The 16,573-nt window shown below is 64.3% G+C and carries 6 protein-coding genes; 4 read left to right on the plus strand and 2 right to left on the minus strand.

Going from position 1 to position 16,573, the window contains the following annotated elements; genetic code table 11:
- The first annotated feature begins 81 nt into the window (after positions 1-81).
- Both LJY25_RS12325 and LJY25_RS12330 read left to right on the plus strand, forming a co-directional pair.
- A complete protein-coding gene (locus tag LJY25_RS12325) occupies positions 82-1,308 on the plus strand; it encodes a glycosyltransferase (RefSeq protein ID WP_227608651.1) in 1,227 nt (408 codons plus the stop codon).
- A complete protein-coding gene (locus tag LJY25_RS12330) occupies positions 1,305-2,573 on the plus strand; it encodes a lipopolysaccharide biosynthesis protein (RefSeq protein ID WP_227608652.1) in 1,269 nt (422 codons plus the stop codon). Before LJY25_RS12325 ends, LJY25_RS12330 begins: the two co-directional genes overlap by 4 nt.
- Here the strand turns inward: LJY25_RS12330 and LJY25_RS12335 are convergent, their stop codons facing one another.
- Positions 2,574-3,407, minus strand: coding sequence for a class I SAM-dependent methyltransferase (locus LJY25_RS12335; protein ID WP_227608653.1), 834 nt, complete (start codon positions 3,405-3,407; stop codon positions 2,574-2,576).
- Positions 3,408-3,596: 189 nt separating this feature from the next.
- Here LJY25_RS12335 and LJY25_RS12340 point away from each other — a divergent pair, with 189 nt between their 5' ends.
- Positions 3,597-8,411: a fibronectin type III domain-containing protein gene (locus tag LJY25_RS12340; RefSeq protein ID WP_227608654.1), complete on the plus strand. Its 4,815-nt coding sequence runs from the start codon at positions 3,597-3,599 to the stop codon at positions 8,409-8,411.
- Positions 8,412-8,490: 79 nt separating this feature from the next.
- On the opposite strand, the gene LJY25_RS12345 is transcribed toward LJY25_RS12340, so the two are convergent.
- The gene (locus LJY25_RS12345) at positions 8,491-9,495 is read right to left on the minus strand and encodes an AAA family ATPase (protein WP_227608655.1); all 1,005 of its coding nucleotides are present in this window, start codon (positions 9,493-9,495) and stop codon (positions 8,491-8,493) included.
- A gap of 307 nt (positions 9,496-9,802) precedes the next feature.
- Between LJY25_RS12345 and LJY25_RS12350 the strand changes: the two genes are divergently transcribed.
- Positions 9,803-16,459, plus strand: a complete 6,657-nt coding sequence (locus tag LJY25_RS12350) for a T9SS type A sorting domain-containing protein (protein WP_227608656.1) — start codon at positions 9,803-9,805, stop codon at positions 16,457-16,459.
- Positions 16,460-16,573 lie beyond the last annotated feature (114 nt).

The following is a 16,573-nucleotide window of genomic DNA, read 5'->3' on the forward strand; positions in this document are numbered from 1 at the left end:
ACGGTGGCTGCGCCACCCGGGGGCGGGCCGACCGGCGGTAGAAGTCGGCTAACCGCCGGAAACGCTTAGCTTGCGCGCCGTATGAAGGCTCGCGTGCTGATGCTTCCCAAGTGGTATCCGAACCGCTACGACGACCAGGACGGAGACTTCGTGGCCCGGCATGTGGCGGCCATTGCGCCCTACGCCGAGGCAGCCGTGCTGTTTGCCACCGTAGCGCGCGGGCCCCTCCCCCACCTTATCGTAGCCGAGCCCGACCTGCTGGGCCCAATGCCCGTGCTGCGCTACTACTACCGGGCCCGGATTACGGGTGTGACCGCCATCGACAAGGTACTGAAGCTCGGGCTTTACTTCTGGTGCCTGCTGCGGGGCTACCGGGCGCTTTGCCGGCGCTGGGGCGCCCGCCCCGCCCTCGTCCATGTGCACGTGCTGCTCCGGACCGGCCTGTTTGCGGCGGCGCTGCAGGTGCTCACCGGCATACCCTACCTGATTACGGAACACTGGACGCTGTACCTGCCGGGCAAAGCGGAAAGCATTGGCTGGCTGCGGCGGCAGCTTACGCGGGTAGTCGTGCGCCGGGCTGCGGCCTTGCATACCGTCTCGGACAACCTGCGCCGGGCCATGCAGCACCTGGGAATGGCAAACGAGCTAACCCTGACGATTCCGAACGTAGTTGACCTGACGCTTTTCGAGTTGGCAGCGACGCAGGCGGAAGCACTACCACCGACCGGCGGAAAGCTGCTGCACGTGGCCGCCTTCAACGAACCGGCCAAAAACCTGACCGGCATTCTGCGGACCGTGGCCCGGCTGCGCCAGCACCGCCCAAACCTAACGCTGCGCATTGCCGGTTACGGCCCCGACGAAGGCCGGGTGCGGCAGGTGGCAGCTGAGCTGAGCCTGCTCGACGGTGCCGTGCAGTTTCTGGGCAAGCTCACCCAACCCCAGGTAGCCGCCGAGATGCAGCAGGCCGACTGCCTGGTGTTATTCAGCAACTTTGAAAACCTGCCCTGCGTGCTGATTGAAGCCCAGGCTAGCGGCCTGCCCGCCGTAGCTACCCAGGTGGGCGGAGTTCCTGAGCTGCTCCCACCCGACGGCCGGTATGGCCGCCTGGTGCCGCCGGGGGATGAAGCTGCCCTGGAACAGGCCCTGGAGGATGTGCTCAAAGCCAAGCTTACCTTTCAGCCCGAAATGATGCGCACGCACGCCACGGAGCATTTCGGCTACGCGGCCGTGGGCCGGCAGTTTGCCGCTTTATATGCGAAGCTACTGGCCAAGACCTCTTTTCCTGATTCCCCCACCCGGCCGGCATGATCAAGCGAATCCTGCGCAACTTCGCTACCCGCCTGGCCACGGCCCTGCTCAGCTTCGCCATCGTGTGGCTGACGGCCCGCTACCTGGGCGCAGCCGGGCGCGGCGACGTAAGTCTTTTCGTCACCGACTGCGCGGCCCTGCTGCTCTTCATTGGGTTGCTGGGCGGCTCTTCCCTGATTTACCTGGCCCCCGGGCGCAGCATCTGGCACCTGCTCGTGCCGGCCTACGCCTGGGCGCTGGTCGTCTGCACCGGGGGCACCCTGCTGGTGGGGCTGCTGCGGGACGTATCGGTCAGCTACGCCGGGCACCTGTGGGCCCTGGCCTTGCTGCAGGCTTTTTTCTCCATTAACACGTCCCTGCTGCTGGGTCGCCAGCGGGAGCAGGCGTATAACATTCTCACGGTGTTGCAGGTGCTGCTGCTGGCCGGGCTCCTGCTGCTGGCGTTTGCCGGACTTCAGTGGCGTCAGGTTCCCGTGTACTACTACGCTACGTATGCCGCCTACGGACTGCCTCTGCTGCTGAGCCTGGCCGTCCTGGTCCGGCTGCCGGACCGGTGGCAGGGCGGCGCCGGCCTGGGTGCTACGGCCCGGGAGCTGGCCCAGCACAGCCGGGGGGCTCACCTGTCCAACATCCTGGCCTTTGCCAACTACCGCCTTAGCTACTACTTTGTGGCCCACTATACTGATGCCCACTCCCTCGGCGTGCTGTCGGTGGGCGTGGCGCTGGCCGAAGCCATCTGGATTATTCCCCGCAGCACGGCCCTGATTCAGTACGTGGACCTGGTCCATGCCGCGGACAAGCACGCCCAGATTGGCCCCACGCTGCGCATTGCCCGCCTGACTCTAGTAGTAACGGCAGGCGCCGTGCTGGTGCTGTGCCTGCTACCGGCCCCGGTGCTGGCGGCGGTGTTCGGGCCGGAGTTCGGGGCGGCCCGGCCCATTATTCTGCGGCTGGCTCCCGGCGTAGTGGCCATCGGGGTGAGCGTGATCTGCAGCACGTACTTTGCCGGCCTGGGTCATTACCGGGTCAACAACCTGGCGACGACGGTGGGGCTGCTCGTGACAATACCGGCCTGCTGGCTGCTCGTACCGCGGTTCGGCATCGGGGGCGCAGCCGTGGCTACCACGCTTTCCTACCTGGCTTCGACCGGCTACCTGTTCTACCAGTTCCGGCGGGCTGCTGGGGCTGGCGTGCGGGCGTTGCTGCCCGGCACGGCCGATGTGCGCTACGTGCGGGAGCTGCTGCGAAACCGGCGGCCCGCCTGATTACTGGTCCGGGCCAAGCGGGCGGACCGTCACCTCAAAGTACGGAACCGGGTCGGGTAGCGGAACGGGGGCCTGGACCGGCAGGGGCTGCGGGGAATACAGGGCACAGAGGGTGTTTTCTACCTGGACCAGCTGCCCCGCAGCCGCGGCCGGCAGGCCGTCGAGGATGCCGGCCAGTACTTCCCACCGGGGTTGCCCGGGCTGGCGCGACGCATCATGCCATACGACGACCGTGCCCGGGTGCACCAGCTTCTCGAACACGCGGCGGGTATCGGTGCGGACAGCTTCGTAGCGGTGGTCACCGTCGATAAACACGATATCATACTGCTGCCCAAGGCCCGCCAGGTCGAAAGTGGCGGAGTTGCCGTGCAGGTGGCGCACGTTGGGCCAGGGCCGGGAAAAGAAGCCGTGCAGATCGATGTAGCGGTCCGACATGCCCAGCGCGCGCAGCTCCGCCGCCGACAGGTTGAGCGTGTGCACCTCCCGGGCCACTGCTGCCACATTGGCGGCACTTTCGCCCCGCCAGGTTCCGATTTCAAAGTAGCGGCAGCCGGGTACCCGCCGGGCCAGGGCCCGGAGCAAAGCCAGGTCGGTGGGCAGGGAGCCGCCTTCGCGGAACGCAAACGGCCGGACGGTCTCTCCCGCCGGGGGCAGAAAGTGCGTCAGCGGGACGAGCGGCAGGCCGGCGGCGGTAACCTGACGTTCGGGGTGCAGCCGGGCCCGCTGCTCCCAGGAAGCTTCGTCGGCGGCCAGCACGTGGTTGAGAAGCCAAGGGTTGCGCACCAGGCTGCTCAGGCCCCGTAGCGTTTTAACAAGACGATTGGAAGTGGACACGCCGGCAAGTTAGGAAAACACCCAACTCGTCCGGCCAGGCCATGCTGCCCACCAACCTATCGGGTCCGTTATGTTCGGAATGTTGAAAGCTGGAAAATTCCGTATTAAACCTATACATTGACGCTGACAAAGCGCCTCAGTACTAAGGCCATCCGCCAGCAGTTGTTCCACCCCAATTCATAACCACCTATGAAGAAACCTCTACTCCCTGGCATCCGGATTTCAAGGCTGCTGCCCGCAACAGCTGCCTGGAGCGCTCTGCTGCTGATTCTGGCGTTGCTGACCAGCACCCGGGTCCTGGCCCAGGCGCCCGCCAACGACAACCCCTGCGGGGCCGTGCAGCTAAGCCTGAACGGCAGCCTGTGCACAACGCCGACAGTCGGCACCAACGTGGGGGCCACCACCACGACCATCAACGGTACCGTTGCCAACACCTGCGGAGCCTTCAACAACCAGTCGCCCAAGGACGTCTGGTACAAGTTCACGACTGATGCCACCGGCAACGGCAGCGTGGGTGCCACGATTACCGTGACCGGCAACCCGGCCGGCCTGATCCGGCTGTTTTCGGCGCCCTCCTGCACCGGCACCTTTACCCAGATTGTGTGCAGTGCCTCCAATGCCGCCAACACGGCCGCGCCCCGCCTGGTAACCGGAGCTTTGCAGCCCAATACCACGTACTACGTTCAGGTTGCCGGCTTTACTTCCACCGACACGCAGGGTCAGTTCACCATCTGCATCACCGACCCGCCAGCCTGCGGTGCCCCCGCAGTGCTGGGCGTAACGTTCCCGACCGGCACCTCGGCTTCGGTCAGCTTTACCGCCGGCCCGGGCAATACCACCTTTACGGCTACCCTGCAGGGCGGTGGACCGGGGCAAACGGTTCCGAATGCTACCTCCCCGGTGCTGTTTAGCGGCCTCATCCCCGGCAACACGTATTTTGTCTCGATCAGCACCACCTGCGGGGGTAACACGCTGAACTCGCCGTTCTTCAGCTTCACGGTACCGCTGCTCAATGATGAGCCCTGCGGTGCCATTTCCCTGCCCATCACCGGTACCTGCACGCCCACGACCGGCACCACCTTCGGAGCCAGCACTACCCCCCCCAACGGCTACACCAACCCGGCCTGCGCCGCCGACGTCAGTCCGATGGACGTGTGGTACCAGTTCACGACCCCGGCCACCGGCGGGGCCAGCACCAGCGCCACGATTTCCGTAACCGGCTCTCCGGCCGGCCAGATCCGCCTGTTTTCCGGTGCCTCCTGCGGCGGGCCCCTCAACCAGCTGGCCTGCTCGCAAAGCCCCTCCGGCCCGGCCCTGCCCCTGAGCTCAACAACCCTTACGCCTAATACCACCTACTATGTGATGGTGGCCGGCTACAGCGACAATAGCCCCCGCGGGCAGTTCACCATCTGCGTAACCGGTGCGGCGGCCTGTCCGGACCCGACCAACTTCAATGTAGTAAGCACCTCTACTACCACGGCTAACGTCACGTTTACGCCGGGTGCCAACGCCACCAGCTACAACATCACGTACGCGCCCCAAAGTGGGGGAACGCCCGTTACGCTCACCGCCACCGGTTCCCCCGTACAGCTCACGGGCCTGGTTTCGGGTACCACCTACAACGTGACGCTGCAGAGCGTCTGTCCGGCCGGGGTGGGCTCGGTGCTGACGAAAACCTTTACGGCGACCTCAGGAGCGCCCAGCAACGACGAGTGCGTAAGCGCCACGCCCATTAACAGCGTCGGCATCGGAAGCTGTGGGGGACTGGTGCAGGCTTCCACCACCGGGGCCACTGCTTCGATAGGAGCCCCGAACCCCGGCTGCGCCACGTTTGTCAACTCCGACGTGTGGTTTAGCGTGGTCGTGCCATCTAATGGCATTCTACAGGTAGAAACCGGCCCCGTCGCCGGCAGCCGCATGAATGACACCGGCATGGCATTTTATACCGGCACCTGCGGCAACCTGACGCTGATCGGCTGTGATGATGACAGTGGTACCGGCAGCTTCTCTCTGCTGCGCCGCACCGGGCTCGTGCCGGGCAGCACCCTCTACGTGCGGGTATGGCCTTTCGGCAACTTCCCCACTGGCGACTTTACCCTCTGCGCCCAGAGCGACGTGCTGTGTCCCAACGTGACCAACCTGGCCATCAACAACGTCACCAGCACCTCTGCTTCGCTGGCGTTTACGGCCCCGCCCGCAGCCAGCAGCTACACCGTAACCTACACGCCCCAGGGCGGTACCGTCACGGTTCTTACCCCCAATGCGACCAGCTCACCCGTGCCGCTTACCGGCCTCACGCCCAACACGGTGTACACGGTTACGATTCAGTCGAACTGCACTGCCGGCCAGGGCCTGCCGCTGGCACTGACGTTTACCACCGCCCCGCCGGCGCCGGCTAACGACAACTGCACCGGTGCGACGGCGCTGACCATTGGCACCACCTGCACCCCGGTCACCACCACCACCTTCGGCGCCACCCCCTCGGCGGCTCCGGTACCGGCTCCCACCTGCGGAACCGGCGTCGTGAACGACGTGTGGTTTACCGTGACGGTACCCGCCAACGGTGTGGTACAGCTAGCTACCGGCGCGGTGAGCGGCAGCCCGGTTTCCGACACGGGCCTGCAGCTGTACTCGGGTACCTGCGGAGCCCTGACCTCGCTGGGCTGCAACGACAACTTTGGCAGCAGCCTCTTCTCGCAGGTGCGGGCGACCGGTCTTACTCCGGGCAGCACGGTATATGCCCGGGCGTGGCAGATCGGCAGCGCCGCCGGCGGTGCCTTCTCCATCTGCGCCGTCACCGACCCGCCCTGCCCGGCCCCGAGCAACCTCACGGTAACCGGCATCACAACCACGTCGGCTACCGTTGGCTTTACCACGCCCAGCGCCGGCACGAGCTACACGGTGACCTACATGCCCCAGGGTGGTACGGCCACGACCATTACGCCAGCGCCGACCGGCTCGCCCGTCGTACTCAGCGGCCTACTGCCCGGCACCACCTATATGGTCAGCATCGTGAGCAACTGCGCCCCGGGTGAAACCTCCCTGGCGGCCACGACGACTTTCACCACGCTGACACCGCCTGCCTGCCCGGTGGTCACCGGGCTGACGGCCAGTAATATCACGACCACTTCGGTGCTGGTGAGTTTTATACCCGGCGCCGGCAACACGAGCTTTGAAGTAACCTACCTGCGCGCCGGAGCCTCCCAGCCGGTGCCCGTACTGCCCGCCCCAACCGGCTCACCGGTCACCATCACCGGCCTGCTGCCCAATACGCAGTACACGGTCTGCGTGGTCGGCCAGTGCGGCAGCCAGATGGCCCCGGTAACGTGCGTCAACTTCACCACTGCCGCTTTGCCTACCTGCAGCGCGCCGACGAACTTGGCTATCAGCGCCGTAACCAGCACGACGGCCGTAGTGAATTTCACGCCCAGTTCCTCGGCGACGAGCTACACCGTAACCTACACTGCCCCGGGGGGAAACCCGATTACGGTAACGCCCGCTCCCACCGCTTCGCCGGTTTCGCTGTCGGGCCTGACGCCGAACACGCCCTACACCGTGACCGTGGTGAGCAACTGCGGCCCCGGCCAGACCTCAGCCCCCGTCACGACTACCTTCACCACGACGGCGCTGCCTGCCTGCCCGCCGGTGACGAACGTGGCGGTTGGCAGTATTACATCCACCACTGCCAGCGTGAGCTTTACTCCGGGAGCCGGCAATACCAGTTACCGCGTTTCCTATGTGCCGGTGGGCGGGACCCTGCCGGTGTTCGTTACCTCCGCAACTTCGCCGGTTGCCATCACCGGCCTGCAGCCCAACACCCAGTACTCGGTCTGTGTGAGCAGTGACTGCGGAGCGGGCTTTACCGGAACTCCCGTGTGCACGACGTTCGGCACCCTGCCGGGCACGGCCACCTGCGCGGCCCCAACCAACCTGGCGGTATCGGCCGTAACGGGCACGACGGCCCAGGTTACGTTTACGCCCAGTGCCTCGGCCACGGGCTACACTGTTACCTACACGCGCCAGCCCGGCGGCACCCCGATTGTCGTTCCGGCTACCGGTTCGCCGGTCAACCTTGCGGGCCTGCAAACCGGGTCGAACTACACGGTAAGCGTGGTAAGCAACTGCGCCGGCGGTCAGACTTCGGCGGCTGTTACGACCACGTTCTCAACTTTGATTGTGGTGCCTACCTGCCCACCAGTTACCAATCTGGCGGTAAGCAACATCACGCCCTCAGGCGTTACGGCAAGCTTTACCCCGCCCGCGGGTGGTACGCTCTACACGCTCACCTTCACGCCTCCGGGCAGCACGCCTCCCATTGTTCTTACGACGGCCAGCTCTTCGCTAGCGGTAACCGGGCTGGCTTCCAACACGCTTTATTCGCTGTGCGTGACGAGCAGTTGCAGCGGTCAGGCGGGCATTCCGGTGTGCATCAACTTCAGCACCGCGGCCGGGCCCGTTCCGTGCACGCCGCCTACCAATCTGGTGGTAACGAACGTGACCAATACAACTGCGACGCTTACGTTTACGCCGAGTCCTTCGGCGGTAAGCTACACAATCGGCTACCAGGTGGCCCAGGGACCGATTCAGACCGTCCCGGCAAACGGGTCGCCATTCACGCTCACGGGCCTGACGCCAAATACGGCCTACACGCTCAGCATTGCCAGCAACTGCTCGGGTGGCCTCGCATCCATGCCCGGCCAGCCGGTGGCTTTCACGACCCGTCTCACCGGAACCGCTAACGGAGCCCTGGCCGAACTGGTGAACCTGTACCCGAACCCGGCCCAGCGGGCGTTCCAGCTGGAAGTACCTGCCGCGCTTACCCGGAAGGCGGTGCGTGTAACCCTCCTCAACACCCTGGGCCAGCAGGTGCAGCAGCGCAGCCTGCCGGCTTCAATGGGTGGTCAGAAGGTTGAGTTCGACGTTACGAACCTGCCCCGGGGCGTATACTCGGTCTTGCTGAGCACCGCCGAGGGTACCGTGGTCAAGCGCCTGGTAGTGGAATAGCCAAGCACGCCATCCGCAAAAAAGCCTCCTGACTGTGGTCGGGAGGCTTTTTTTGTTGGAAACAAACGTCCGGTGCTGCCTAGCTGATGGGCACTTTGCGCAGAATGGCCTCGATCAGGTCCTGGGTGCGGATGCCATCGGCTTCGGCTTCGTAGTTCAGCAGGATGCGGTGGTTGAGCACGTCGCCGGCCACCTCCTTGATGTCCTCGGGCAGCACGTAGTCGCGTTGGTCGAAGAAGGCCACGGCTTTGGCGGCACGGTGCAGGGCAATCGAAGCCCGGGGGCTCACGCCGAACTGCACGTACTGGGCAAACTCGGCCAGGTCGTAGTCGCCGGGCTTGCGGGTAGCAAATACCAGCTCGATGATGTACTTCTCCAGCGTCTCGGAAATCTGCACCTGGTTGATCAGGCTGCGGACGCCAAAGATGTCGTCGCGGGTCAGGATGGGGTTTACCTCGCTCACGTAGCTCATGTTGGCCATGCGGCGCATCACCTCCAGCTCATCGGCCTTTTTCAGGTAGTCGACATACACCTTCATCATGAAGCGGTCTACCTGGGCTTCGGGCAGCGGATAGGTGCCTTCCTGCTCGACCGGGTTCTGGGTGGCCAGCACCAGAAACGGCAGGTCGAGCGGGTAGGTGGTTTCGCCGATGGTGACCTGCTTTTCCTGCATGGCCTCCAGCAGGGCGCTCTGCACCTTGGCCGGGGAGCGGTTTACTTCATCGGCCAGTACGAGGTTGGCGAAGATAGGCCCCTTCTTCACCTCAAACTCCGACTGGTTCTGGTTGTAGATCATGGTGCCCACCAAGTCGGACGGCAGCAGGTCGGGCGTGAACTGCACCCGCTGAAAGTGCAGGTGCAGGACCTTTGACAGGGTGCTGATAGTAAGAGTTTTGGCCAGGCCGGGCACACCTTCGAGCAGGATGTGGCCGCCGGTGAACAGGCCGATCAGCAGCCGGTTGATCATATAGTGCTGGCCCACGACCACCTTGCCCACCTCGGCAAACACCTGGCGGATCTTTTGTTGGTACTCGTCGGGCGAAAAAGCGGGGGCCGGCACGGCGCCGGCAGCGGAAGAATCCATAAGAAGAAAAGGGCTGGCCAGGTAAAGGTAAAGCAAAACGAACGGGGCTCGTGCAGCTGCCGGCCCACGGGGTGCCCCAACCCGGGCGGGTGGCTTGCTTCCGGTTGGAGACAGGCCGGGGAAAATAGGCGGATTACGGGGTACAATTGACGTTTCGCCGAGTACAGGTTGGAATTGGTCTGTATATTCTGCAAATAGGCTGGCTTTTACGAAGGCCGCCGGCAGCTCCTGCTACCTGATCAGGTGCGGAGCTGAATCTTGCGGCAACGTGTCTCCCCCATTTCCACCTTTCTTCATCCCCCCATTTATGCGAACACCTTTACGAAAAGGTTGGGTAACCCAGCATATCCGTGCCGGCTCACTCAACTCCACCATTAGACTGGCCAGCCGGCCCACCCGGTGGCTGCTGGCGCTGAGCCTGCTGCTGCTGAACCTGGGCAGCACCCTGGCCCAGAGTACTGCCAACTATACCTTTACCACCAGCTCTACCGGCTCCCTGGCTGATATGTCGGGCGGCACCACCGACGCGCTGGCAACCGGCGTTTACCGCGACGACGATGCCTCGGCCGTGCTGCCGATCGGGTTTACGTTCGTGTTCATGGGCACTCCCTACACCCAGTTCAGCGTAAACTCCAACGGCCAGCTGCGCCTCGGGGCAACCGCCATTTCCGGCACCAACGCCAGTCCTTCGTCGGGTCAGGCTATCCTGGCTGCTTTCGGGGGCGACAACGCGATGCAGGCCACGGGACGGATAGCCTACAAAGTGCTGCCCGGCACCAACCGCAGCCTCGTGGTCGAATGGACCGGGCTTCGGATTCCGTATGTCGCAACGCCCGGCGCCGGTACTCCATCCCAGATCCAGGTTGTGCTGGAAGAAAACACCGGCAAGATCGAATACCGCTACGGCGAGGTTTTCAACAATGGCACATCCGTTACCCGCTCGATCTTTATCTCGGCCGGCACGGCCGCCGGTCAGATCGGGGTGGTAAAAACCTTTAACGCCACGCCCACCTACGACGCCACGGTTACCAGCGCTACCACCACTTCGCTGACCAACAGCGCCGCGGTAGCCGTCCTGAACTCCACGGCCGACGGCGCCCGGACGGTATTCACGTTCACGCCTCTGTCGGGTATACCGGCCACTCCATCCGTAGCGCTTACCGCCGTCGGGCAGGGGAGCCTCAACGTTGTCATCACCGATAACTCAACCAACGAGACGTTTTTCGTGGTGTCGCGCTCCGTTGACAACATCACGTTTACCACCGTGGGCACGGTTGCCAGCACTTCCGTCACCGGAACGGGCACTACCCTGACGCTGCCCCAGACCGGGCTGACGCCGGGCACTACGTATTACTACCGCGTAGTGTCGGGCAACGAGGGTGGTGGCACCAGCACAACGCCCGCAACGGCTACCGTTACTACCCTGGCCGCCGTTCCCTTCTGCGGAACCAAAACCGTAGGCCCCGCCGCCTCGGCTGACTATCCCACCCTGACGGCTGCCCTCACGGCAACCAGCCTGAACGGGGTCTGCGGTCCGCTCGTGCTGGAGCTGCAAAGCGACTACGTGAGCACCAGTGAGACCTTTCCCCTGGTTTACGGCAACGTGCCCGGCACGTCTGCGGCCAACACAGTTACCATTCGGCCGGCGGCCGGCGCTACCGGCCTTACCATCAGCGGCTCGGCCAGCCAGATTTTGAACATCACCGGTGGCCGCTACCTGATTCTGGACGGCCGCCCCGGCGGCTCAGGCGCCACGCCCGGCGGCGCAGCCCTCGCAACCGATCTGACCATCTCCAACACCAGCACCAGCGGCCAGGCCATTCAGCTTACCGGTGACGCCAGCTTCAACACGGTACAGCACACCCAGCTGAAAGGCGTGGGAACCAGCCTGTCGGCCTCCCCGGTGGTTCTTTTCGGCTCCTCCACCGCTGGCAACAGCGACAACGTTTTCCGCTTCAACAACATCGGTGACGGCGCTACGCTGCCTTACAGCCTGCTGTATTCGAGCAGCTCGAACAACGCCCGCAACACAATTACCGACAACAACCTGTTCAACTACTACGGCGCCAGCTCCAACACCGCGGCGGCCGTGTACCTGAGCAGCGCCGGTACGGGCTGGATGATTACCAACAACAGCATCTACCAGACCGGGTCGCGTACGCCTACCAGCGCCACGCACTACGGCATCTACCTTGGCTCGGGCAGTGCCCACACCGTGACGGGCAACTTTATTGGTGGCTCGGCTCCTGGTGCCGGTGGCACCCCCCACACGGTTGCGGGCACGGCGGCGGCTTACCGCTTCGTTGGTATTTTCCTGGCTGCTTCGGGCGCTGCCACGAGCGTGCAGGGCAATACCATCGCCAACGTCAGCTGGCTGAGCAGCAGCGGCGCTACCACGGGCAACGGCGTACTGTCCGGCATCTACGTGAGCAGCGGCGACGTCAACATCGGCACCATCACGGGTAACATCGTAGGTACCGCTACCGGCCCCATCACGGTGAACATCAGCACCGGCGGCGGCTATTCGTTTGGCATCTCCACGGCTTCGTCGGGCACCGTTACCATTGCCCGCAACACGATCAGCAACATCACCACCAGCGGCTCGACGGCCTCCATCGCCTCGAACGTGGCGGGCATCAACCTAGGCGGCGGAGCGCTTAACACTGTCAGCCAGAACAAGATCTACGGTCTGACCGCCAGCGGGGGCGGGGCCAGCCTGAGCAACGGCATTCTGATTACGGCCGGTACCACCAACACCGTCAGCAACAACCTGATCGGGGGAATTGCTGCGCCGGCTTCGACCAGCCTGGCGGCCGTATCGGGTATTCAGCTTTCGGGCGGCACCACCAATAACCTGGTATTCAACACGATTCGGCTGGATGGCACCAGCTCCGGCGCCACGTTCGGCACCCAGGGCATCTACCTGAACTCGACAACCGCCACGCTGAACCTGTTCAACAACCTAGTAGTAAACCTGAGCACGCCCGTCGGAACGGGCGGCGTTGCCACCGCTATCCGCCGCATCAGCGGCACGGCCGGCACGGTACCCAGCAACCTGTTCGGCAACAATAACCTGTACTACGCCGGCACGCCTTCGGCCACGAACCTGATGTATGTGGAAGGCACCACCACGCAGACCAACGCCAAGCAGACGCTGGCCGACTACAAGGCTTTCCTACTGAACCGCGAAGCGAACTCAGTAACGGAAGCGGCCACGCCGTTTGCCAGCACCACCGGCTCGGACGCCAATTTCCTGCACCTGACGCCCGGGGCGCCGACCCAGGCCGAAAGCGCCGGCCAGCCCTATGCCGGCATCACCACCGACTTCGACGGCGACGTGCGCAACACCAGCACGCCCGATATCGGAGCCGACGAGGGCAGCTTCCAGCTGCTTGACCAGACGGGCCCGGTAATCAGCATCCTGGCCTTTAATGGCAGCGCCGCCAGCACCACCAGCCGGACGCTGACGGTAAGCATCACGGACGTCAGCGGCATTGCCACCGGCGCCAACGCCCCCCGCCTCTACTTCCGTAAGGGCTCCGGCGCCTTTGCTGTCGCGGCGGCCCCCACCGTAGCCGGCTCGGTTTACACCTTCACCCTCGACTACTCCCTGATCGGTGGAGTAGCCGCCGGCGACGTCATCAACTACTACGTGGCAGCGCAGGACGTGCTGGGCAACCTGAGCACGAACCCCACCGGCGGCACGGGCACGACGCCTCCCGGTACCACGGCCCCGCCGGTTTTATACACCTTCACCATTCTGCAGACGTTGAGCGGAACCTACTACGTGAGTGCCAACTCGGCTACCTCGCCGGTTCCCGGCCGCACGTACGCCACCCTCACGGCGGCCGTAGCCGCCTACAATACGGCCGGCCTGGGTGGAGCGGTGACCTTCCTGCTGCTTGACCCGACGTACTCGACGGCTGAGACCTTCCCGATTGCCATTCTCAACAATCCGGACGCCTCGGCTACCAACACCCTGACTATCAAGCCCAGCAACGCCACCGGCACCACGAGCTTCGCCATCACCGGCTCGTCTGCCACGGCCATTCTGCAGCTGCTGGCCAGCGACTACGTGACCATTGACGGCTCCCTGGGCAACACCATCTCGGCCACCGACCCGCGCCCGAGCCGCGACCTGACCATTACGAACACGAACACGGGCACCAGCAGCATCGTGGTGCAGCAGTTCGCGCAATTCACGAACGACGGGGCTACCTATAATACCATTAAGAACCTGACGGCAGTCGGAGCTACCACGGCTACCACGGCCGCTACGCTGTATGGCATTACCCTCTCTGGTACAAGCAACGCCACGACGCCCAACCAGTACACCAACAACACGGTTCAGAACTGCGCCGTGCGGGGCACTCAGGTAGGTATTGCTTCCCTGGGCGGCAGCGTCACGCTGAAAAACCAGAACACCGTCATCACCCAGAATGATCTGAATGCTGCCGTTGGTTCCGGCGCCATCACCCGGAACGGGGTTCTGCTGAGCTTTGACAACAACGCCCAGGTTACGCAGAACACCATCGCCAACATCACCAACTCCTCGGACGTGTCCGGCATCAGCCTGGGCTTTACCATCAGCCTGTTCTCGAACTCCAACTTCACGGGCAACGAGGTAACCAACGCGACGGTGGCCAACAACTCCATCAGCGGGGTAACCAGCACCGGCACCTTCTCGGCGGTTGGGATTGGCGTGGCATCTGCCGCTAGCGGCACGAACACCGTGGTCAACAACTTTGTCGGCGGAGTGGCCGGCAACGGCACCGGGGGTGACTTTGCCGCGGGCATCTACGTCAACGGCTCGGCCGGGGGCGGCGCCACGCGCGTGCTGTACAACTCCGTGAGCATGAGCGGCACCAACCCGGGCTCCTCGGCCGCCACCCAGCCCAACTTCGCGCTGGCCGTTGGTGGCTCCTCGCCCACGGTTGAGATTCGCAACAACATCTTGTACAACAGCCTGACCGTGAACGGCGCGCAGAGCTACGCCATCGGCTTCGCCTACGCCGGCACAACCAGCAGCTACGCCGGCCTTACGTCGAGCAACAACGCCTTCGCCGGAACCAACGGCATCGGCCTCACCGGGAACCTGGCTACCGGCACGGTTCGGGCCACGCTGGCCGACCTGTTCGCCGAAACCGGCCAGGACCGCCCGGTTACGGCCACCAACCCGGCCGGTACCTCGCTTATGCTCAGCGGCTCGCCCTTCGTATCGGCCACTGACCTGCACGTGCTGACGACCAGCGCCGCCGGCCTGGCCCTGAACGGAGCCGGTACGCCGGTAGCCGGCATCACGACGGACATCGACAACGAGACCCGTTCGACCACGCGTCCCGATATCGGCGCCGATGAGTTTGCAGCGAACCTCGACGTGAGCGTATCCGCCCTGACGGCACCGGTAGCCACCAGCAGCTGCTTTAGCGCAACGGAAGCCGTAATAGCCAGCATCACTAACTCGGCCTCGGCCGCCCTGAACTTCGCCGTTACGCCCGTAACGGTAACCGTGACCATCACCGGCAGCGGGGGTACGCAGACGTTCTCGACCGTGGTAAACACCGGTACCCTTGGCGCCGGCGCCAGCCAGACGGTAACCCTGCCGGGCACCATTGACCTGAGCGTTCCGGGCACGTATACCGCAACGGTTACTACCTCGGTAGCAGGCGACGACAACCTGGCCAACAACACGCTGACCCCGGCCGTTACCATCACCTCCACGACCCGCTCGGCGGCCTTCACTTTCCCTTCGGGCACCATCTGCGCCGGAGGTTCGGGAACGGTGGCTCCCACGCTGGCGGCCGGTGCCACGGCTGGTACCTTCAGCTCCACTGCGGGCCTGACCATCAATGCTACCACCGGGGTTATTACGCCCGGTACCAGCACCGCCGGTACCTACGTGGTATCCAACACGCTGCCCGCCACGGCTACCTGCCCGGCGCTGGTAGTTACCCAGTCGGTAACCATCACCCCGGCAACGACGGCCACGTTCAGCTACCCGGCCGCTACGTTCTGCGTGAGTGGCACGAACCCCACCGCGACGGTGATGGGTACGGCCGGCGGCACGTTCAGCTCAACGGCTGGTCTGAGTGTTAACGGCACTACGGGCGCCATCAACCTCGCGGCTTCGACGCCCGGCACGTACACCGTGACCTACAGCGTGGCAGGCACCTGCTCCTCGTCGGCCACGCAGACGGTGACCATCACGGCGGCTCCGCTGGCCTCGTTCAGCTACCCGGCCACGGGCACCTGCGCAGGTTCGACGGGCACGATTGCCCCGACGCTGGCAGCCGGCGCTACGGCCGGTACGTTCAGCTCGACGGCAGGCCTGACGCTTAACGCCACAACCGGCGTTATCTCGCTGGCTACGTCGACGGCCGGTACCTACACCGTGACCAACACGGTAGCCGCCGCTGGTGGCTGCGCGGCTACGACGGCGACCTCGACGGTGACCATCAACGCCACGCCGGCTCGTCCGACGGTCTCGGTGGTGTACAACGGCACGACTACCACGCTCACGTCGAGTGCTACGACGGGCAACCAGTGGTACCTGAACGGCACCCTCATTGCCGGTGCTACCGGCCAGAGCTACGTGGTGAACACGCCGGCTCAGTTCGGCGCCTATACCGTGGTGACTACCTCGGCCCAGGGCTGCGCTTCCCAAGCCTCGCTGCCGCTGACGGTGACCTCCAGCGTCAGGCCGCTGGCCGGCGCGTCGCTGAGCGTGTTCCCCAACCCCACCCATGACGGCAACCTGACCGTGAACCTGGACGGCTACCGCCACAACGTGGAGCTGACGGTGTACACCGCGCTGGGCCAGGAAGTGTACAAGGTAACTGTGAAGCCTTCGGCCTCGGGCCAGGTGCAGCAGGCCATTAACCTGAGCAGCCGGCCGGCCGGCGTCTACATCCTCCGCGCCAAAACGGAAGGTGGCCTCGACACCCGCCGCATCGTCCGCGACTAATCCACGGATTACCTGATATGAAAAGCCCCGCCATTCGGCGGGGCTTTTTTGTTTAAATCAGCCTGGCTCTGACCGGCAGCTGACCTGCTTTTCTTTTCCCACTTCACTACGTGT

The organism is Hymenobacter translucens (assembly GCF_020685205.1).
GTDB classification, from domain to species: Bacteria; Bacteroidota; Bacteroidia; order Cytophagales; family Hymenobacteraceae; genus Hymenobacter; species Hymenobacter translucens.